At 62.9% G+C, this 20253-nt stretch carries 19 protein-coding genes; 13 read left to right on the top strand and 6 right to left on the bottom strand.

Annotated elements, in window-relative coordinates; genetic code table 11:
• Positions 1-121: 121 nt before the first annotated feature.
• The 7 genes from mreC to tldD all read left to right on the top strand — a co-directional run bounded on the left by mreC (position 122) and on the right by tldD (position 10378).
• On the top strand, positions 122-1243 hold the full coding sequence (mreC, locus tag AC3A5O_RS18420) for a rod shape-determining protein MreC (RefSeq protein ID WP_487753564.1): 1122 nt from the start codon (positions 122-124) through the stop codon (positions 1241-1243).
• Positions 1240-1728: a rod shape-determining protein MreD gene (gene mreD / locus AC3A5O_RS18415; protein ID WP_003197820.1), complete on the top strand. Its 489-nt coding sequence runs from the start codon at positions 1240-1242 to the stop codon at positions 1726-1728. The genes mreC and mreD overlap by 4 nt, the downstream gene beginning before the upstream one ends.
• 201 nt (positions 1729-1929) lie before the next feature.
• Entirely contained in the window at positions 1930-2526 is a 597-nt protein-coding gene (locus AC3A5O_RS18410) for a Maf family protein (RefSeq protein WP_122568885.1), read from the top strand.
• A gap of 56 nt (positions 2527-2582) precedes the next feature.
• Positions 2583-4040, top strand: a complete 1458-nt coding sequence (gene rng / locus AC3A5O_RS18405; protein WP_053118461.1) for a ribonuclease G — start codon at positions 2583-2585, stop codon at positions 4038-4040.
• A 60-nt stretch (positions 4041-4100) separates the two neighbouring features.
• Positions 4101-7904 carry a YhdP family protein gene (locus tag AC3A5O_RS18400; RefSeq protein ID WP_354337182.1) on the top strand — a complete coding sequence of 1268 codons (3804 nt, stop codon included), beginning with the start codon at positions 4101-4103 and terminating at the stop codon, positions 7902-7904.
• 162 nt (positions 7905-8066) lie between these two features.
• The gene (locus AC3A5O_RS18395; RefSeq protein WP_305482670.1) at positions 8067-8930 is read left to right on the top strand and encodes a carbon-nitrogen hydrolase family protein; all 864 of its coding nucleotides are present in this window, start codon (positions 8067-8069) and stop codon (positions 8928-8930) included.
• Positions 8931-8935: 5 nt separating this feature from the next.
• A complete protein-coding gene (gene tldD, locus AC3A5O_RS18390; RefSeq protein WP_072341241.1) occupies positions 8936-10378 on the top strand; it encodes a metalloprotease TldD in 1443 nt (480 codons plus the stop codon).
• Positions 10379-10528: 150 nt separating this feature from the next.
• On the opposite strand, the gene yjgA is transcribed toward tldD, so the two are convergent.
• Complete coding sequence (gene yjgA / locus AC3A5O_RS18385; protein ID WP_003197830.1) at positions 10529-11053, bottom strand: ribosome biogenesis factor YjgA; 525 nt, start codon at positions 11051-11053, stop codon at positions 10529-10531.
• Positions 11054-11160: 107 nt separating this feature from the next.
• Here yjgA and pmbA point away from each other — a divergent pair, with 107 nt between their 5' ends.
• From pmbA to AC3A5O_RS18355, 6 genes are all read left to right on the top strand, one after another.
• Positions 11161-12507, top strand: coding sequence for a metalloprotease PmbA (gene pmbA, locus AC3A5O_RS18380; RefSeq protein WP_122568882.1), 1347 nt, complete (start codon positions 11161-11163; stop codon positions 12505-12507).
• Between the two features lie 269 nt (positions 12508-12776).
• Positions 12777-13172, top strand: a complete 396-nt coding sequence (locus AC3A5O_RS18375) for a hypothetical protein (protein WP_053118468.1) — start codon at positions 12777-12779, stop codon at positions 13170-13172.
• Positions 13165-14541: a class II fumarate hydratase gene (locus AC3A5O_RS18370; RefSeq protein ID WP_122568881.1), complete on the top strand. Its 1377-nt coding sequence runs from the start codon at positions 13165-13167 to the stop codon at positions 14539-14541. Before AC3A5O_RS18375 ends, AC3A5O_RS18370 begins: the two co-directional genes overlap by 8 nt.
• Before the next feature lie 27 nt (positions 14542-14568).
• The gene (locus AC3A5O_RS18365; RefSeq protein ID WP_305469747.1) at positions 14569-15009 is read left to right on the top strand and encodes a DUF2753 family protein; all 441 of its coding nucleotides are present in this window, start codon (positions 14569-14571) and stop codon (positions 15007-15009) included.
• A gap of 2 nt (positions 15010-15011) precedes the next feature.
• A complete protein-coding gene (locus AC3A5O_RS18360; protein WP_122568879.1) occupies positions 15012-15635 on the top strand; it encodes a superoxide dismutase in 624 nt (207 codons plus the stop codon).
• Between the two features lie 19 nt (positions 15636-15654).
• Positions 15655-16545: a ZIP family metal transporter gene (locus tag AC3A5O_RS18355; protein WP_305469749.1), complete on the top strand. Its 891-nt coding sequence runs from the start codon at positions 15655-15657 to the stop codon at positions 16543-16545.
• A gap of 175 nt (positions 16546-16720) precedes the next feature.
• On the opposite strand, the gene AC3A5O_RS18350 is transcribed toward AC3A5O_RS18355, so the two are convergent.
• From AC3A5O_RS18350 to AC3A5O_RS18330, 5 genes are all read right to left on the bottom strand, one after another.
• Positions 16721-16996 (bottom strand): HPr family phosphocarrier protein, encoded by a 276-nt coding sequence (locus AC3A5O_RS18350; protein WP_122568877.1) that lies wholly within the window; start codon positions 16994-16996, stop codon positions 16721-16723.
• Positions 16997-17011: 15 nt separating this feature from the next.
• Positions 17012-17869: an RNase adapter RapZ gene (gene rapZ, locus AC3A5O_RS18345; RefSeq protein WP_018613998.1), complete on the bottom strand. Its 858-nt coding sequence runs from the start codon at positions 17867-17869 to the stop codon at positions 17012-17014.
• Between the two features lie 2 nt (positions 17870-17871).
• Positions 17872-18336, bottom strand: a complete 465-nt coding sequence (gene ptsN, locus AC3A5O_RS18340) for a PTS IIA-like nitrogen regulatory protein PtsN (protein WP_122568876.1) — start codon at positions 18334-18336, stop codon at positions 17872-17874.
• Between the two features lie 12 nt (positions 18337-18348).
• Positions 18349-18657 (bottom strand): ribosome hibernation-promoting factor, HPF/YfiA family, encoded by a 309-nt coding sequence (gene hpf, locus AC3A5O_RS18335; protein WP_003178005.1) that lies wholly within the window; start codon positions 18655-18657, stop codon positions 18349-18351.
• A 76-nt stretch (positions 18658-18733) separates the two neighbouring features.
• On the bottom strand, positions 18734-20227 hold the full coding sequence (locus AC3A5O_RS18330; protein ID WP_487753528.1) for an RNA polymerase factor sigma-54: 1494 nt from the start codon (positions 20225-20227) through the stop codon (positions 18734-18736).
• Between the last annotated feature and the right edge of the window lie 26 nt (positions 20228-20253).

The following is a 20253-nucleotide window of genomic DNA, read 5'->3' as shown; positions in this document are numbered from 1 at the left end:
TTGTTCGCTCCCGGGCAGCACTTTGCAGTGCTGCCCGTTGGCGTTTATCTTCTGTCATTCGTATCCAGGCCGGTTTGATGCCGTATGAATAAAGAAAACATTTGCCTGGGAGGAGCGGCCTATTAAACCGCTTTTCGCCAAAGGCCCCTCATTGGGCGTGCGCCTGCTGGTGCTGACCGTGCTATCGGTCGCGCTGATGGTGGTCGATGCCCGCTTCACGCTGCTCAAGCCTGTACGCAGCCAGATGTCGCTGGTGTTGATGGAATCCTATTGGATCACCGACCTGCCGCAGCGCTTATGGCAAGGTGTCGCCAGCCAATTTGGCAGCCGGACCGAACTGGTCGCCGAAAACGAAAAACTCAAGACCGAAAACCTGCTGTTGCAGGGGCGCATGCAGAAGTTGGCGGCCCTCACCGAGCAGAACGTGCGGCTGCGCGAGTTGCTCAACTCCTCCGCACTGGTCAACGAGAAGGTCGAAGTGGCCGAGTTGATCGGCATGGACCCCAACCCCTTCACCCACCGCATCCTGATCAACAAGGGCGAGCGCGATGGCGTGGTCCTCGGCCAGCCGGTGCTCGATGCCCGGGGCCTGATGGGCCAGGTGGTGGAGTTGATGCCCTATACCTCCCGCGTGCTGTTGCTGACCGATACCACCCACAGCATTCCGGTGCAGGTCAACCGCAACGGCCTGCGGGCGATTGCCAGCGGCACCGGCAACCCGGAGCGCCTGGAACTGCGGCACGTGGCCGATACCGCCGACATCAAGGAAGGCGACTTGCTGGTCAGCTCCGGCCTCGGCCAGCGCTTCCCGGCCGGGTATCCGGTGGCAACGGTCAAGGAAGTCATCCATGACTCCGGCCAGCCGTTCGCCATTGTCCGCGCGGTGCCGACGGCGGCGCTGAATCGCAGCCGCTACCTGCTGCTGGTCTTCAGTGACAACCGCACACCGGAAGAGCGTGCCAACGACGCCGCCGTGGCCCAGGAAGCCCAGGACCGCCAGGGCGGTGAGTCGGCTGCCCCGACCGCACCCGCAGCACCGGCCACGGTGCCCAAGCCTCCAGCGGCAACACCCGCTGCGACTGCCCCGGCCACCACGCCGTCGACCGCACCCGCCACGCCTGCCGCGACACCCGCCCGACCGGCCAACCATGCGCCGGCGTCCCAGCCTGCGAGGCCTGCGGCTCGACCACCGGCCTCGACACCCGCCGCTACACCGGCGACCAGGGGAGCACGAGAAGAATGAGCAGTACCCAATCCGGTAACGGCTGGATGGTCTGGCTGACCTTCGCCATCGGCCTGTTGCTCAGCGTTTCGCCGCTGCCGCAGTTCATGGAAATCCTGCGTCCCCTGTGGCTGGCCCTGTTGCTGGCCTTCTGGGCGCTGGCCTTGCCCCACAAGGTCGGCATGGTCACCGCCTGGTGCCTGGGCCTGGCCGAGGACGTGCTTTACGGCACGCTGTTGGGACAGAACGCGTTGATCCTGACCCTGATCACCTTCCTGGTGCTGTCGCTGCAACAACGCCTGCGGATGTTCCCCATGTGGCAACAGTGCCTGGTGATCCTGGTGATCTTCGGCCTGGCGCAACTGGTGCAGTTGTGGCTCAGCGCGCTGACCGGCAATCGCCAGCCGACCCTGGCGCTGGTCTTGCCAGCCCTGGTCAGTGCCTTGCTCTGGCCATGGGTCAGCTTCGGTTTGCGTGGCCTGCGCCTGCGTTTCAAAATCAACTGATTCGGTCAGGCTATCTACACTTTTTTGATGACTCACATCCCAGTGGCGAGGGGATTTATCCCCGCTGGGCTGCGCAGCAGCCCCAAGCCAGGCAACTCGGTGTGCCAGGAAGATTGAGTTCACTGCTTTAGGGCTGCAGCGCAGCCCAACGGGGATAAATCCCCTCGCCACAAAAGCCGGTCGCGTTAGGGAGATGTCTTGATGAAACCGCTTTACCTCGCCTCAGGTTCGCCGCGTCGGCGTGAACTGCTCACGCAGATCGGCGTGCCCTTTACCGCCATCGGCGCGGACATCGACGAAACGCCCCTGGATCATGAAACCCCATCGGCCTATGTCGAGCGCCTGGCGCGCGGCAAGGCCGAGGCTGGGCGACGAGGCCTGGACGCCGGTGTGGAGGGCTGCGTGCTCGGGGCGGACACCGCCGTGGTGCTGGAGGGGCGGATTCTTGGCAAACCCGTGGACCAGGCTGACGCCTTGTCGATGCTCCTGAGCCTGTCCGGTCGCGACCATGAGGTGTTGACCGCCATCGCCGTACTGGACGGCTCGCGCTGCGAATCACGGGTGGTGCGCAGCCGGGTGCGTTTTCGCCCCATCACCGAACCGGAAGCAATGGCCTATTGGGCCAGCGGCGAACCCCGGGACAAGGCTGGCAGCTATGGTATCCAAGGGCTGGGCGCGGTGTTCGTCGCCGGGCTTGAAGGCAGTTACTCAGCCGTTGTCGGCCTGCCGCTGTGCGAAACCGCAGAACTACTGGGCCATTTCGGCATACCCTGTTGGCAAACCTTGAACGCGCGCTGAGCGCCGTCTGACTTGATGCGGCCATTATCGTGAACATGCCTGAGCGAGACCCTGCCATGAGTGAAGAGATCCTGATCAACATCACGCCGATGGAGTCGCGCGTGGCGGTGGTTGAAAACGGTGTGCTGCAAGAGGTCCACGTCGAGCGTACGCAAAAGCGTGGCATCGTCGGCAATATCTATAAAGGCAAGGTGGTACGGGTGCTGCCGGGCATGCAGGCGGCCTTCGTCGACATCGGCCTGGACCGCGCGGCGTTCATCCATGCGTCGGAAATCTCCATGCGCGAAGGACCGGCCGTGGAGAGCATCAGCGCGCTGGTGCATGAAGGCCAGAGCCTGGTGGTGCAGGTCACCAAGGACCCCATCGGCTCCAAGGGCGCACGCCTGACCACGCAACTGTCGATCCCGTCGCGCTACCTGGTGTACATGCCGCGTACCGCCCACGTTGGCATTTCCCTGAAGATCGAAGACGAAGCCGAGCGCGAGCGCCTCAAGCAGGTGGTCAGCGATTGCGTGGAAAAAGAAGGCATCAAGGAAACCGGTGGGTTCATCCTGCGCACCGCCGCCGAAGGGGCCGGGGCCGATGAGATCCTCATGGACATCCGCTACCTGCGCCGCCTCTGGGACCAGATCGCCGCGCAGATCAAGACCATCGCCACCCCCAGCGTGATCTATGAAGACCTGGGCCTGGCGCTGCGGACCTTGCGCGACTTGGTCAGCCCCAAGATCGAGAAGATTCGCATCGACTCCCGGGAAACCTTCCAAAAGACCACCCAGTTCGTCGCCGAGCTGATGCCGGAAATTGCCGACCGTCTGGAGCATTACCCTGGCGAGCGGCCGATTTTCGATCTGTACGGGGTCGAGGACGAAATCCAGAAAGCCTTGGAACGCAAGGTACCGCTCAAGTCCGGCGGTTACCTGGTGGTCGATCCGGCCGAAGCCATGAGCACCATCGACGTCAACACCGGAGCGTTCGTCGGCCATCGCAACCTGGAAGAAACCATCTTCAAGACCAACCTGGAGGCCGCCACGGCGATTGCCCGGCAGCTGCGCCTGCGCAACCTGGGCGGGATCATCATCATCGACTTCATCGACATGGAGGATGAGGAGCACCAGCGCCAGGTGCTGCGGACGCTGGAAAAACAACTCGAACGCGATCACGCCAAGACCAACATCATTGGTATCACCGAACTGGGCCTGGTGCAAATGACCCGCAAGCGCACCCGCGAAAGCCTAGAGCAGGTGCTGTGCGAGCCATGCAGCAGTTGCCAGGGGCGTGGCAAGCTGAAGACCCCGGAAACCGTGTGTTACGAAATCTTCCGGGAAATCCTCCGGGAGGCGCGCGCCTACCAGGCGACCGGTTATAGAGTGTTGGCGAACCAGAAAGTGGTGGATCGCCTGCTCGACGAAGAGTCAGGCAATGTCGCGGAGTTGGAAGCGTTTATCGGACGCACGATTCGCTTCCAGGTTGAAACCATGTATTCCCAGGAACAATACGACGTGGTGCTGCTCTGAAGAGCTTGGGAAGCGGCGGGCCCGCGGATTTGATTGTCTTAGCCAGGGGAGCCCACTGACATGGAGCGTCTGACACGCATGATCGCGACGCTGACCCGTTGGGGGCTGGGGCTTTGCGCCCTGCTGTTGGTGTTGCTGGCGTTGTACGTCAGCCTCGGTCGAGAGTTGGTCCCGCTGGTGGCCGAATACCGCGCCGAGGTCGAGACCCGCGCCGGTGCCGCCCTGGGCATGCCCGTGCACATCGGCAGCCTCGACGGCAGCTGGAGCGGCTTGGCGCCGATCCTGGCGGCGCGCGACGTGGTGGTCGGCGAGGGCCCCAATGCCTTGCACCTGGATCAGGTGCGGGCCGTGCCTGACCTGTGGGACAGCCTGCTGGCGCGTCAGGTGCGTATCGCCCACCTGGAAGTCAGTGGCCTGAAGATCAGCCTCAAGGAAGGCGCCGACGGCAAGTGGGCTTTGGAAGGCCTGCCGGTGAAGGACGAGCAGCCCCTCGATCCGCAGCAGTTGCTCGAACGCATGCAAATGGTCTCCAAGCTCTCGGTGCTCGATAGCCAGGTGACCTTGCAGCCCATCGAACAACCGCCACTGACCCTCACCTACGTCGGCTTGAGCCTGCGCACCGGCGCCACCCGCCAGCGCCTGGACGCACGCCTGACTCTGCCTGACGGGCAGCCGGTGGCGATCAACCTGCGCACCCGCCTGCGCGCCAGCGACTGGAAGAACGGCCAGGCCGATGCCTACTTGAGCCTGCCGCAAAGCGACTGGTCCAAATGGCTGCCGAAACGCCTGACCCAGCAATGGAATTTCTCCCAGATCAAGGCCGGCGGTGAGTTCTGGCTCAGTTGGGCCGAGGGCACGCTGCAAAGCGCGACCATGCGCCTGAACGCGCCGCAGCTCCAGGGCGCCTATGGCGAACGCAAGCCGGTACAGATCCACAACCTGGCCCTCAACGCTTATTTCCAGCGTGGTAGCCAAGGCTTCACCGCGACCTTCGACTCCCTGGCGATGAACCTGGGCGAGACCCGCTGGGAGTCGCACCTGCAACTGCAACAAACTGCTGCCACCGAGCAGGCCGAGGAGCGCTGGCACCTGCAGGCCGACCGCCTCGACCTGACCCCGCTCACGCCTTTGCTCAATGCCCTGGCGCCATTGCCCGAAGGCCTCGCCACGACGATTGACCGGCTCAAGGTGACCGGTGCCCTGCGCAACGTGCTGCTGGACTACCGGCCGCAAAACACCGGAGATCAGAAAGTCAGCTTCGCCACCAACCTGGACACCGTGGGCTTTGATGCCTATCGCGGCGCCCCGGCGGCGCGCAATGTCTCCGGGAGCCTGAGCGGCGACCTGGGCGGCGGCGAGCTGCGCATGGACAGCAAGGACTTTTCTCTGCACCTGGACCCGATCTTCGCCAAGCCCTGGCAGTACCTGCAGGCCAACGCCCGGCTGACCTGGAAGCTCGACAAGCAAGGTTTCACCCTGATCGCGCCGTACCTGAAGGTGCTGGGCGAGGAGGGCCGGATTGCCGGCGACTTCCTGATCCGCCTGCACTTCGACCACAGCCAGGAAGACTACATGGACCTGCGGGTCGGCCTGGTGGACGGTGATGGACGCTACACCGCCAAGTACCTGCCGGCGGTCCTCAGCCCAGCGCTGGATGAGTGGCTGCGCACGGCCATCGTCAAGGGCGCGGTGGACGAGGGCTTTTTCCAGTACCAAGGCTCACTGAATAAAGGTGCCGGGGACGCGGATCGCAGCATCAGCCTGTTTTTCAAGGTGCATGACGCCGAATTGGCGTTCCAGCCGGGTTGGCCTTCGGTCAGCAAGGTCAGCGGCGATGTCTTCGTCGAAGACAGCGGCGTGCGCATCTATGCCAGCCAAGGGCAATTGCTCGAGACCCAGGTCAAGGATGTTTCGGTGAACATTCCCCATGTCCCGACCGGCCAGAGCTCTCATCTGCTGCTGGACGGCGGGTTCGCCGGTGGGCTGGGCGACGGTCTGAAAATTCTCCAGACCGCGCCGATCGGGACCGCCGAGACGTTCGCCGGCTGGGAAGGCGAGGGCGACCTCAAAGGCAGCGTGAAGCTGGATATCCCGCTGGTCAAAGGCGAGCAACCGAAGATCCTGGTGGACTTCGCCACCGACCAGGCTCGTCTCAAACTCAGCGAGCCGGCGCTGGAACTGACCCAGCTCAAGGGCGATTTCCGCTTTGACAGCAACAAGGGCTTGAGCGGCAAAGGCATCAGTGCCCGGGCATTCGACCGGCCCGTAACCGCGCAGATTTTCGCCGAGGGCCGTGCCGGAGCCCTCAACACGCGGGTCGCCGCCTCCGGGCAGGTGGAAATCAACAAGCTCACCCGTTGGCTGAATGTCACCCAACCGTTGCCGGTATCGGGCGTCGTGCCCTACCAGTTGCAAGTGATCCTCGACGGCGCCGACAGCCAGTTGTCGGTCAGTTCCAGCCTCAAGGGCGTGGCCATCGACCTGCCGGCTCCCTTCGGAATGGCCGCCGAGGTCGGGCGCGACACGGTGTTTCGCATGACCCTGCAAGGGGCGGAACGGCGTTATTGGGTCGATTATGGCGACCTGGCCAGCTTCACTTACGCCGCGCCGAGCGGGAAAGTCGCTGACGGTCGCGGCGAATTGCTGCTGGGGGCCGGCGATGCGGTGCTGCCTGGCGGCAAGGGGCTGCGACTGCGCGGCACGTTGGCGGAACTGGATGTCAGTCCTTGGCAGGACCTGGTGAACAAATACGCGGGCCAGGATCCGGGCGGCAGTGCCAAGCAACTGCTCAGCAGCGTCGATCTGAACGTTGGCAAACTTACGGCCATGGGCACCACCCTGGACCAGGCGTCGGTGCAACTGGATCGCAAGCCGGACGCCTGGGCCTTGAGGCTCGACAGCCAGCAGGCCAAGGGCAATGTCAACCTGCCGGACGCCAAGGCCGCCCCGATTGGTATCAAGCTCGACTATGTTCGCCTGCCGGCCGCGGACCCGAGCGTCCAGGCGGATGAAAACGCACCGGACCCGCTGGCGTCGGTCGATCCCGGCAAGATCCCGGCCATGGATATCGCCATCGACCAATTGTTCCAGGGCCCCGATCTCATCGGCGCGTGGTCGTTGAAAGTGCGACCGACCGCCAAGGGCATCGCGCTGAACAACCTGGACATGGGCCTCAAGGGCATGGTGTTGAACGGCAGCGGCGGCTGGGAAGGCGCGCCCGGTGCCACCAGTAGTTGGTACAAGGGCCGGATCGGCGGCAAGAACCTGGGCGATGTGCTCAAGGGCTGGGGCTTTGCGCCAAGCGTGACCAGCCAGACATTCCGCCTGGATGTCGATGGGCGTTGGCCCGGTTCGCCGGCGTGGGTCGCCACTAAGCGCTTTTCCGGCAGCCTCGACGCGTCGCTGAGCAAGGGCCAGTTCGTTGAAGTCGAAGGCAGTGCCCAGGCGTTGCGGGTATTTGGCCTGCTGAACTTCAACTCCATCGGCCGACGCTTGCGCCTGGACTTCTCCGACCTGTTCAGCAAGGGCCTGAGCTACGACCGGGTCAAAGGGCTGTTGGTGGCGAGCGACGGGGTGTATGTGACCCGCGAACCCATTACCCTGACCGGGCCGTCGAGCAACCTGGAACTCAACGGCACGCTGGACATGGTGGCCGATCGGGTCGACGCCAAGCTGCTGGTGACGCTGCCGGTGACCAACAACCTGCCGATTGCCGCGCTGATCGTTGGCGCACCGGCGGTGGGTGGGGCGCTGTTTCTGATCGACAAACTGATCGGCGACCGCGTGGCGCGCTTTGCCAGCGTAAGATACGACGTCAAGGGGCCGTGGAAAGAGCCGAAGATCACCTTTGACAAGCCGTTTTGACAGTTCGACGCCAACCCCCTTGTGGGGGCGGGCCTGTGGGAGCAAAGCTTGCTCGCGATTGCGGTGTATCAACCAGCCTCTATGTTGGATGTACCTGCCTCATCGCGAGCAAGCTTTGCTCCCACAGCCGCCTTGGGCGAGGATGAAAATGAGGGAGACACCATGCCAGTCGCCGTGATCCAAATGGTCAGCCAAAGCGATGTGCTCGCCAACCTGGCCCGTGCCCGGGTGCTGCTGGAGCAGGCTGCTGCCGGCGGTGCGAGGCTGGCGGTGCTGCCGGAGAATTTCGCGGCGATGGGGCGGCGGGACGTTGCCGATATCGGCCGTGCCGAAGCCTTTGGTCAGGGACCGATCCTGCCGTGGTTGAAACAGGTCGCCCGTGACCTCAAGTTATGGATTGTGGCCGGCACGTTGCCGTTGCCGCCGGTGGACCAGCCCGAGGCCAGGTCCCATGCCTGTTCGTTGCTGGTGGACGACCAGGGTCAGATCGTGGCGCGCTACGACAAGCTGCACCTGTTCGATGTGGATGTGGCGGACAATCGCGGGCGCTATCGCGAGTCGGATGACTATGCTTATGGTTCCAACGTGGTGGTTGCCGATACTCCCGTCGGCCGGGTGGGCCTGACGGTTTGTTATGACTTGCGGTTCCCGGAGCTCTACAGCGAGCTGCGGGCGGCCGGGGCCGAACTGATCACGGCGCCGTCGGCGTTTACCGCGGTGACCGGCGCGGCCCATTGGGATGTGCTGATCCGCGCCCGGGCCATCGAGACCCAGTGCTACGTGCTGGCGGCCGCCCAGGGCGGCGTGCATCCGGGGCCTCGGGAAACCTTTGGCCATGCGGCGATTGTCGACCCGTGGGGTCGCGTGCTGGCACAACAGGATCAAGGCGAGGCCGTGCTGGTGGCCGAGCGCGACAGCAGCGAACAAGCGTCCATCCGGGCGCGCATGCCGGTGGCCAGCCATCGGCGCTTTTTCTCGCAGGGCGCTCGACAGCGGCCTGTCCAAGACGACGAATTCAAGGCGTAAAACATATGAGCGGGTTGTTGTCCTCAGTCAGTGAACACCTTTTAGCCCCCGGCGGCGTGACCCTCGAAAGCCTGCAAGGCGTGCTGGGCGACTTGGCCGGCCCGGGCATCGATGCGGCCGACCTGTATTTCCAGGGCCAGATCTCCGAGTCCTGGTCGCTGGAAGACGGCATCGTCAAGGAAGGTAGTTTCAACCTCGACCAGGGCGTGGGCGTGCGCGCCCAGTCCGGGGAAAAGACCGGTTTTGCCTACAGCAACGCCATCACCCTCGAAGCCCTCGGCGCTGCGGCCCGTGCCGCCCGCTCGATTTCCCGCGCCGGGCAGAATGGCACGGTCCAGGCGTTCAGCAGCCAGGACGTGGCGCAGCTGTATGCGCCGGACAATCCGCTGGAAGTCATGAGCCGCGCCGAAAAAGTCGAGTTGCTCAAGCGCATCGACGTCGCCACCCGTGCCTTGGACCCGCGCATCCAGCAAGTGACGGTGAGCATGGCCGGGGTCTGGGAGCGCATTCTGGTGGCCTCCACCGACGGTGGCCTGGCGGCGGACGTTCGACCGCTGGTGCGGTTCAATGTCAGCGTGATCGTCGAGCAGAACGGTCGGCGTGAGCGTGGCGGCCATGGCGGCGGCGGGCGCACAGACTACCGTTATTTCCTCAGCGAAGACCGCGCCATGGGCTACGCCCGCGAAGCGTTGCGCCAGGCGCTGGTCAACCTTGAGGCGATCCCGGCCCCGGCCGGCACGTTGCCAGTGGTGCTGGGCTCCGGCTGGTCCGGCGTGCTATTGCACGAAGCGGTGGGCCACGGCCTGGAAGGCGATTTCAACCGCAAGGGCAGTTCGGCCTACAGCGGACGCATGGGGGAAATGGTTGCTTCGAAACTCTGCACCATTGTCGATGACGGCACCCTGGCCGGGCGTCGCGGCTCCCTGAGCGTCGACGATGAAGGCACACCGACCGAATGCACCACGCTGATCGAGAACGGCGTGCTCAAGGGCTACATGCAGGACAAGCTCAATGCCCGGCTGATGGGCGTGGCCCGCACCGGCAACGGCCGTCGTGAATCCTACGCGCACCTGCCGATGCCGCGCATGACCAACACCTACATGCTCGGTGGCCAAAGCGATCCGGCGGAAATCATCGCCTCGGTGAAGAAGGGCATCTATTGCGCCAACCTCGGCGGTGGCCAGGTGGACATCACCAGCGGCAAGTTCGTGTTCTCCACCAGTGAGGCCTACCTGATCGAAGACGGCAAGATCACCGCACCGGTCAAGGGCGCGACCCTGATCGGCAACGGGCCGGAGGCGATGAGCAAGGTGTCGATGGTCGGTAACGACCTGGCGCTGGACAGTGGCGTCGGGACGTGTGGCAAGGATGGGCAATCGGTGCCGGTAGGCGTCGGTCAACCGACCCTGAAGATCGATGCGATTACCGTGGGTGGCACGGGCGCATGAGAGTGCTCTGGGGCTTGCATGAGTCATCGTGGCGAGGGAGCTTGCTCCCGCTGGGCTACGCAGTAGCCCCGATGCGGTTGCTGCGCAACCGAGCGGGAGCAAGCTCCCTCGCCACGGAAACCTCTTGCAGGAGGGTAAAGCTGTTAGCGATCAGCGCAGGCCGCGTTGAGTCTCGTCCAGCTCACGGATGTACTTGAAGATTTTACGGCTCGAGGCCGGTGGCTTGTTTTGCGCCAACTCGTGCTGGGCTTGACGGATCAAGGAGCGCAGTTGCTGGCGATCAGCCTCCGGGTAGTCGATGACGAATTTTTCCAGCACGCCGTCGTCGCCTGCGATCAAGCGATCGCGCCAGCGTTCCAGGTTGTGGAAGCGTTCGTTGTACTGCCGGGTGGAGGCATCGAGTTGATCGAGCAGCACCAGGATGGCGTCAGTGTCCTGATCGCGCATCAGTTTGCCGATGAATTGCAGGTGCCGTTTACGCGCGATATTCGCGGTGTGCTTGGGCGCATCGGCCAGGGCCCGGCGCAAGGCGTCGGTCAAAGGCAGTTTGGCCAGCAAGTCAGGCTTGAGTGTTGTCAGGCGCTCGCCGAGGTCAACCAGAGCATGCAGCTCGCGTTTGACCTGGGATTTGCTTTTTTCACCCTCGTAGAGGGAGTCGTCGTAAGAATCAACCATGGTGGCAGTCCGCAAAGAAACGCCGCCATGATAACCAGTCGGGGGCCGCTTGTCCGGCCCGGTCGCTCGAAGGCCATCCCGAAAACAGAATTTGAGTGGAGAACACCATGAGTGCAGTTCAGAGCGTCGGCCCGCAAGCATTGCCGGCACTACAGGAACAAGTCGAGCAGATCCTCGCCGAGGCCAAGCGGCAGGGCGCCAGTGCGTGTGAGGTGGCGGTGTCCCTGGAACAGGGCCTGTCGACCTCGGTACGCCAGCGCGAGGTGGAAACCGTCGAATTCAATCGCGACCAGGGCTTTGGCATCACCTTGTACGTAGGCCAGCGCAAGGGTTCGGCCAGTACGTCGGCCAGTGGCCCGGACGCCATCCGCGAAACCGTCGCTGCGGCACTGGCGATTGCCCAGCACACCTCCGAAGACGAAGCCTCGGGCCTGGCCGATGCCGCGCTGATGTGCAAGGAACTGCGGGATTTCGACCTGTTCCACGCCTGGGACATCACCCCCGAGCAGGCCATCGAGCAGGCACTGCGTTGCGAAGCGGCGGCGTTCGATGCCGACTCGCGGATCAAGAATGCCGACGGTACGACGCTCAATACCCACCAGGGCTGCCGCGTCTACGGCAACAGCCACGGTTTCATCGGCGGTTATGCATCGACCCGCCACAGCCTTAGCTGCGTGATGATCGCCGAAGCCAACGGCCAGATGCAGCGCGATTACTGGTACGACGTGAGCCGCCAGGGCACCTTGCTGGCGGACCCGGTGAGCATCGGCCAGAAAGCCGCGCAACGGGCGGCCAGCCGCCTGGGCGCGCGGCCGGTGCCGACCTGCGAAGTGCCGGTACTGTTTTCTGCCGAGCTGGCCGGTGGCCTGTTCGGCAGCTTCCTGTCTGCGGTATCCGGCGGCAACCTGTACCGCAAGTCGTCGTTCCTCGAGGGCGCGCTGGGCCAGAAACTGTTCCCGGAATGGATGACCATCGACGAGCGTCCGCACCTGATGCAGGCCATGGGCAGCTCAGCGTTCGACGGCGATGGCCTGGCCACCTACGCCAAGCCCTTCGTGGAAAAGGGCGAGCTGGTGTCCTACATCCTCGGCACCTATTCGGGCCGCAAACTCGGCATGCCGAGCACCGCCAATGCCGGTGGCGTGCATAACCTGTTCGTGACCCATGGCGAAGAAGACCAGGCCGCCTTGCTGCGGCGCATGGGCCGGGGCCTGCTGGTGACCGAACTGATGGGCCATGGCTTGAACATGGTCACCGGCGACTATTCCCGTGGTGCGGCGGGTTTCTGGGTCGAGAACGGCGAGATCCAGTTCCCGGTCCAGGAAGTGACCATCGCCGGCAACATGCGCGACATGTTCAAGCAGATCGTGGCCGTGGGCAACGACCTGGAATTGCGCAGCAACATCCGCACCGGCTCGGTGCTGATCGAGCGGATGATGGTGGCGGGTAGCTGATACTCATCGCGTAAAAAAAGGCGCGTCATCCGCTGGGTGACGCGCCTTTTTTGTATCCGCAGAAATCCTTGTGGCGAGGGGATTTATCCCCGTTGGGGTGCGAAGTGCCCCTAAAAAACTGACACTGCGGTGCGTCTGGAAGATTGTTGGGGGCTGCTTCGCACCCCAGCGGGGATAAATCCCCTCGCCACAAAGTGTCCCTCGCAAGACTTGTGTTGCTTCTTATTATCATCTAATAATGAATCTCATTCGCCGAGTGAGCCCCGGTCATGAGTTCTGCCCTGCACGAACAACCCTACCTTGAAAGCTGGCGCTGGATGAGCCGCCAGATCCGTTGCGCGATGAATCCGGACGAGCCGCGGTTGATCGAGCACTACCTGGCCGAGGGCCGCTACCTGGCTTGTTGCACGGCCACCTCGCCGTGGATGATCTCCGAAACCGCCTTCCGCCTGCTGCTCGACACCGCTTCGGACGTCGCGCTGCCCTGGCATTGGCGCAGCCTCTGCCTCGACCAGGCCTGGCGCCCCCTGCGTGACCTCGAACGCCAATCATTGTGCCGCTGCCGCCTCAAGCGCTGGCAGAGCCATGCCTGGGCGCTGGCGACCTGCGCCCTGGCGCCATCGATTCCTCTTATTGAACTGGTGCAAGGATCTCCCGATGAGTAATACCCGTATCGAACGCGACAGCATGGGCGAGCTGCACGTCCCAGTGGACGCCCTCTATGGCGCCCAGACCCAGCGTGCCGTGGATAACTTCCCGGTCAGCGGCCAGCGCATGCCAGCGCCGTTCATCCGCGCGCTGATCCTGGCCAAGGCCGCGGCCGCTCGGGCCAACGTAGAGCTGGAACAAATCAGCGCGGCCCAGGGCAAGGCCATCGTCGATGCCGCCATGGGACTGCTCGAAGGCCGTTTCATGGACCATTTCCCGGTGGATATCTTCCAGACCGGCTCCGGCACCAGCTCCAACATGAACGCCAACGAAGTGATCGCCACCCTCGCCAGCGGCCTGCTGGGGGAGACGGTCAACCCGAATGACCACGTCAACTGCGGTCAGAGCAGCAACGACATCATCCCCACCAGCATTCATGTCAGTGCCGCGCTGGCCTTGCATGAGCAACTGCTGCCGGCGTTGTTGCACCTGGTGCAGGTGATCGAGCGCAAGGCCGAAGACGTCCACCCGTTCATCAAAACCGGCCGCACCCACCTGATGGACGCCATGCCGGTGCGCCTGAGCCAGGTGCTCGACGGTTGGGCGCAACAGCTCAAGGCCAATATCGGCCACTTGCAGGACCTGTTGCCGAGCCTGCAATCCCTGGCCCAGGGTGGTACGGCGGTCGGCACCGGGGTCAATGCCCATCCACGTTTCGCCGAATTGTTCAGCCAGCAACTGACGCAACTGACCCAAGTGCAATTCACCCCGGGCAAGAACCTGTTCGCGCTGATTGGCTCCCAGGACACTGCCGTGGCAGTTTCCGGGCAGCTCAAGACCACGGCGGTGTCGCTGATGAAAATCGCCAACGACCTGCGCTGGATGAATTCCGGTCCGCTGGCAGGCCTGGGAGAGATCGAACTCGAGGGCTTGCAACCGGGCTCCTCGATCATGCCCGGCAAGGTCAATCCGGTCATTCCCGAGGCCACCGCCATGGTGGCGGCCCAGGTGATCGGCAACGACACGGTAATCACCATCGCCGGTCAATCGGGCAACTTCGAATTGAACGTGATGCTCCCGATCATCGCCCAGAACCTGCTCAGCAGCATCACCCTGATGTCCACCGCCAGCCGCTTGCTCGCGGACAAGGCCATCGCCACGTTCAAGGTCAACGAAGCCAGGCTCAAGGAAGCGTTGTCGCGCAACCCGATCCTGGTGACCGCGCTGAACCCGATCATCGGTTACCAGAAGGCCGCTGAAATCGCCAAGAAGGCTTACCAGCAAGGCCGACCGGTCATCGATGTCGCCCTGGAACACACCGACCTGTCTCGCAGCGAGCTCGAAGTCCTGCTGGACCCGGAGAAGCTCACCGCCGGCGGCGTGTAACCCCGACACCTGTGTGGAGGACTCATCATGGAACACTGGAAACGTACGATCGAACGAGCCAATCGCTGTTTCATGCTGGGCGAGCTGGTGGATGCCCGCGAAGCCTACCTGCAAGCCCTGGCGCTGGCCCAGGTGTTATTCGAGCGCTGGGCGGATGCCGACGAAGCGGTCGCCGCTTGCGTCGTCTCCCATCACAACCTGGCGGACCTGCACTTGCGCTTGAACCAGCCGGAGGAGAGCGCCGAATACTTGTGTGCGATCCACCAACGGTTGTTGCAGACGATGCAGGACGAACGCCTGACACCGGCCCTGCGCGCCGCCGCGCAGCGCCAGAGCCACAAGACCTACGTCGAACTGCTGAATTTCATCAGCGAGCACGGTGAGTACCCCCGCACCCAACGCCTGCTGCATTGCAATGCCGCTACGTCCCGGCAGCGCAATGCCCCTCTTCATCATGGAGTTCATTGAACATGGCCTTTACCTTGCCTGCATTGCCCTACGCCTACGATGCCCTGGAACCGCACATCGATGCGCAAACCATGGAGATCCACTACACCAAGCACCACCAGACCTATATCAATAACCTCAACGCGGCGGTGGACGGCACCGAATACGCCGGGTGGCCCGTCGAAAAACTGGTGTCCAGCGTGGAGCAGTTGCCGCCAAGCCTGAAGGCTGCGGTGATCAACCAGGGCGGTGGCCATGCCAATCATTCGTTGTTCTGGGAGGTGATGACGCCCCAGGGCGGCGGTCTGCCCGAGGGCGCCCTGGCGGCGGCGATCGATGCGCAACTGGGCGGTATCGAGCGTTTCAAGGAGGCTTTCACCAAAGCGGCGCTGACCCGTTTCGGCAGCGGCTGGGCCTGGTTGAGTGTGACCCCGCAAAAGACCCTGGTGGTGGAAAGCAGCGGCAACCAGGACAGTCCGCTGATGAATGGCAACACGCCGATTCTTGGCCTGGACGTCTGGGAGCACGCCTATTACCTGCGCTACCAGAACCGTCGTCCGGAATACATCAATGCGTTCTACAACGTGATCAATTGGCCTGAAGTCGCCCGACGCTATCAGGCGGCGCTGGCTTCGAGTCCTTCATGAACACCCGCCAAGGCTGACTATGGATACTCAAACACTGGCGATTGGAAGCGGACGGATGTTCCGCTATGCCTTGGGGTCGTTGCTGCTGTTGGCCGGGATGACGTTGTTGGCGGCCCAGGGCCTGGCGTGGCTGGACCTGGAGCCCAGGTTGTTGCGTGCCCTTCAGGGCGGCGGGCTTTGTGCCTTGGGCACCGCGTTGGGGGCGGTGCCGGTGCTGGTCATCCGGCGCATGCCCCAGGCCGTGAGCGATTCGCTGCTGGGCTTCGGTGCCGGGGTGATGCTTGCCGCCACGGCGTTTTCGTTGATCGTGCCGGGCATTGCCGCGGCCGAGCAGTTGGGGCTCACGCCTTGGGCCGCCAGCGGCCTTATCTGTGTCGGGATTATGTCGGGGGCGTTCGGGCTGTATCTGGTGGACCGCAAGGTCTCGGCCAGCCCCGAAAGGATGGTGGTGGCACCAGGACGTCCGATCATTGCGCCGCGGATCTGGTTGTTCGTGTTTGCCATCATCGCCCACAACATTCCGGAAGGCATGGCGGTGGGCGTATCGGCGGGTGGCGGCATGCCGGATGCCGACAGCCTGGCGATGGGCATCGCTTTGCAGGATGTCCCCGAAGGGTTGGTGATCGCGCTGGTGCTGGCCGCGGCGGGCATGTCGCGGGTCAAGGCGTTCCTGATTGGCGCGGCGTCAGGGCTGGTCGAGCCGGTGTTCGCGCTGTTGTGCGCCTGGTTGGTGAGCCTGGCCGAGATGCTCTTGCCCCTGGGCCTGGCGTTGGCGGCCGGGGCGATGTTGCTGGTGGTGACCCACGAGGTCATTCCCGAATCCCGCCGCAATGGTCACGAGAAACTGGCGAGCCTGGGGTTGTTGGTGGGGTTCTGTCTGATGATGGTGCTGGATACGGCGTTGGGCTGACGGCGAAGGGCGCGAATCCACACCTGTAGTGAGATTTATCTGTGGGAGCAAGGCTTGCCCGCGATGCAGGCGCCGCGATTGTGCAGGTTATCCGCGTTATCGTTCATCGCGAGCAAGCTTTGCTCCCACAAAAAATCCCTTTGCCACAACTGGCTCGACTCGAGTCTTGGGGCCGTTATTCGCCTTCGTCGAAGTATCTGTTGATCAGGTCAACCAGGGCCTCCATCGCTTCCTGCGCTTTCTCCCCTTCAGTGCTCAGGTGAATCTTGGTGCCCTTGCCGGCCGCGAGCATCATCATTGCCATGATGCTTTTACCGTCGACCGTGGACTCTGGCGTACGCCCAACCCTGATCGTGGTATCCGGAAAACTCCCCGCCACACCTACAAATTTTGCCGACGCCCGGGCATGCAAACCCAGCTTGTTGATGATTTCAATTTCCTGAGCAGGCATCGCGATGTGAATCCTTTAGCTGAGGTCGCGGTGGCGAACCTGGACATTCTTCAGGGATTGTTGCAGGAGCTGACCCAGGCGTTCGGTCAGGTAGACGGAGCGGTGATGACCGCCGGTACAGCCGATGGCGATCGTGACATAGGCGCGGTTGCTCGCGGCAAAGCGGGGGAGCCATTTGAGCAGGTAGCTGGAGATGTCCTGGTACATTTCCTCGACATCCGGCTGTGCGGCCAGGTAGTCGATCACCGGTTGATCAAGCCCGGACTGCTCACGCAATTCCGGTTTCCAATACGGGTTGGGCAGGCAACGCACATCGAACACCAGGTCGGCGTCTACCGGCATGCCACGCTTGAAGCCGAACGATTCCACCAGGAACGCCGTGCCCGGCTCCGGTTGGTTCAGCAGGCGCAGCTTGATCGTGTCACGCAACTGGTACAGGTTCAGGTGCGTGGTGTTGACCTTCAGGTCCGCCAGGTCGGCGATCGGCCCCAACAGCTGGCTTTCATCCTCGATGGCTTCGGCCAGGGAGCGGTTGGCGTTGCTCAGGGGGTGACGCCGACGGGTTTCGGAAAAACGCTTGAGCAGCGTCTCCTCATCGGCATCCAGGTACAGCACGTCGCACTGGATATGCCGGCTGCGCACTTCTTCGAGCAGTTCAGGAAAACGCGACAGGTGGCTCGGCAGGTTGCGCGCATCGATGGACACCGCCACCAGCGGCTGCGCCAGCTCGGTGTGGATCAGGGCACGTTCGGCCAGTTCCGGCAGCAGGCCGGCGGGCAGGTTGTCGATGCAATAGTAGCCGCTGTCCTCAAGCACGTTGAGGGCCGTGCTTTTACCGGAGCCGGAGCGGCCACTGACGATGATCATGCGCATGTTTAATGACCGTTCTGCTCGTCCAGGACCACCTGGTACAAAGCTTCGTTACTCGGCGCGCTGCGCAGTTTTTCGCGCACTTCCTTGCGGTCCAGCATGCTGGCTATCTGGCGCAGCAGCTCAAGATGCGCATCGGTCGCCGCTTCCGGAACCAGCAATACAAACAGCAGGTCGACCGGAGCGCCGTCGATGGCGTCGAAATCTATGGGGGTATCAAGGTGCAACAACGCGCTGATCGGCGCGGCACAACCCTTGAGACGGCAGTGAGGAATGGCGATGCCGTTGCCAAAACCGGTGGAACCGAGTTTTTCACGGGCAACCAGGGCCTCGAAGACGTCTTGCATTCCCAGATCCGGCACCTCGCGGTGGATCAGGTTGGCAATTTGTTCGAGGGCTTTCTTTTTACTGCCGCCCGGCGCGTTCACTTGGGAACGGCCGGGGGTCAGGATGGTTTCTAGTCGGATCATGGATTGGGGGGGTTAACGACCGGTCGCGCCCTGGAGGAGGCTCTGGGTCTTTTCCTTATGCTTTTTGAGTTGGCGATCCAGCTTGTCGGTCAGCAGGTCAATCGCGGCATACATGTCTGTGTGCTCTGCGTTGGCAACCACTTCTCCGCCGGGGATATGCAGCGTGGCTTCGATTTTCTGCAGCAGCTTCTCGACGTTCATCGTGACTTGCACGTTGGTGATCTTGTCGAAATGCCTCTCCAATCGGTCGAGTTTTTCGCCGATGTAGGTGCGCAGGGGTTCGGTCACTTCCAGTTGGTGTCCACTGATGTTGACTTGCATACAGCTTCTCCTTCGTTGCCAGTGCATAAAGCGGCAGGCAGAAATGCCTGCCACTGGAACGCTGTGGCGTGGCCTGTTACATCAGCCGCTTGCGTTCGCTCGAAGGCGCGATCCCGAGGGATTCGCGGTACTTGGCGACGGTACGGCGGGCCACCTGAATGCCTTGTGCCTCCAGTAAACCAGCGATCTTGCTGTCACTCAACGGCTTTTTCTGATTTTCCGCGGCCACCAGTTTTTTGATGATCGCGCGGATGGCCGTGGACGAGCATTCGCCGCCTTCGGAGGTGCTGACATGGCTGGAGAAAAAGTATTTCAATTCATAGATGCCCCGGGGGGTATGCATGAATTTCTGGGTGGTCACCCGGGAAATCGTCGATTCGTGCATGCCCACCGCTTCGGCAATGTCATGCAGGACCAATGGTTTCATCGCTTCATCGCCGTACTCCAGGAAGCCTCGCTGGTGCTCGACGATCTGGGTGGCTACTTTCATCAGGGTTTCGTTGCGGCTTTGCAGGCTCTTGATGAACCAGCGGGCTTCCTGCAACTGGTTGCGCATGAAGGTGTTATCGGCGCTGGTGTCGGCGCGCTTGACGAAACCGGCGTACTGGGCATTGACCCGCAGCTTGGGCACCGACTCCTGGTTGAGCTCCACCAGCCAGCGATCGTTGTGCTTGCGCACGATCACGTCGGGGACCACGTACTCAGGCTCGGTGGATTCGATCTGCGAGCCGGGGCGGGGGTTGAGGCTCTGCACCAGCTCGATGACCTGGCGCAGTTCATCTTCCTTGAGCTTCATGCGACGCATCAATTGGCTGTAGTCGCGACCGCCCAGCAGGTCGATGTAATCGGTGACCAGTCGCTTGGCTTCGGCCAGCCATGGCGTCTTGGCGGATAACTGGCGCAATTGCAGCAACAGGCACTCGCCCAGGTTGCGGGCGCCGATGCCGGCCGGTTCGAATTGCTGGATGCGATGGAGAACGGCTTCGATCTCGTCCAGCTCGATGTCGAGCTCGGGGTCGAAGGCTTCGAGGATTTCCTCGAGGGTCTCGTCCAGGTAGCCCTGGTTGTTGATGCAATCGATCAGCGTCACGGCGATCAGGCGATCGGTGTCGGACATCGGCGCCAGGTTCAGTTGCCACAACAGGTGGCTTTGCAGGCTCTCACCGGCAGAGGTGCGGGTGGTGAAGTCCCACTCGTCGTCATCGCTGCTGGGCAGGCTGCTGGCGCTGGTCTGGTAGACATCTTCCCAGGCCGTGTCCACGGGCAGCTCGTTGGGAATGCGTTCGTTCCATTCGCCATCCTCGAGGTTGTCCACCGTCGGGGCGGCTTCCTGGTAGGACGGTTCCGGGATCTCGGTGTTGGGCTTCTGCTCGACGTTGTCGGCCAGCGGGTCTGTGTTATCGAAGTCGTCGCCTTCTTCCTGGCGTTCGAGCATCGGATTGGACTCCAGGGCCTCCTGGATTTCCTGTTGCAGGTCCAGGGTCGACAATTGGAGCAGGCGGATGGCCTGTTGCAGCTGCGGTGTCATCGTCAGCTGCTGGCCCATTCTCAAGACTAGCGATGGTTTCATGGCAGGGGCTTAACACCTTATTCGCC

The sequence above is a fragment of the Pseudomonas sp. Soil_N_39 genome, assembly GCF_057655955.1.
This window is presented reverse-complemented; position numbering and strand designations above follow the sequence as displayed.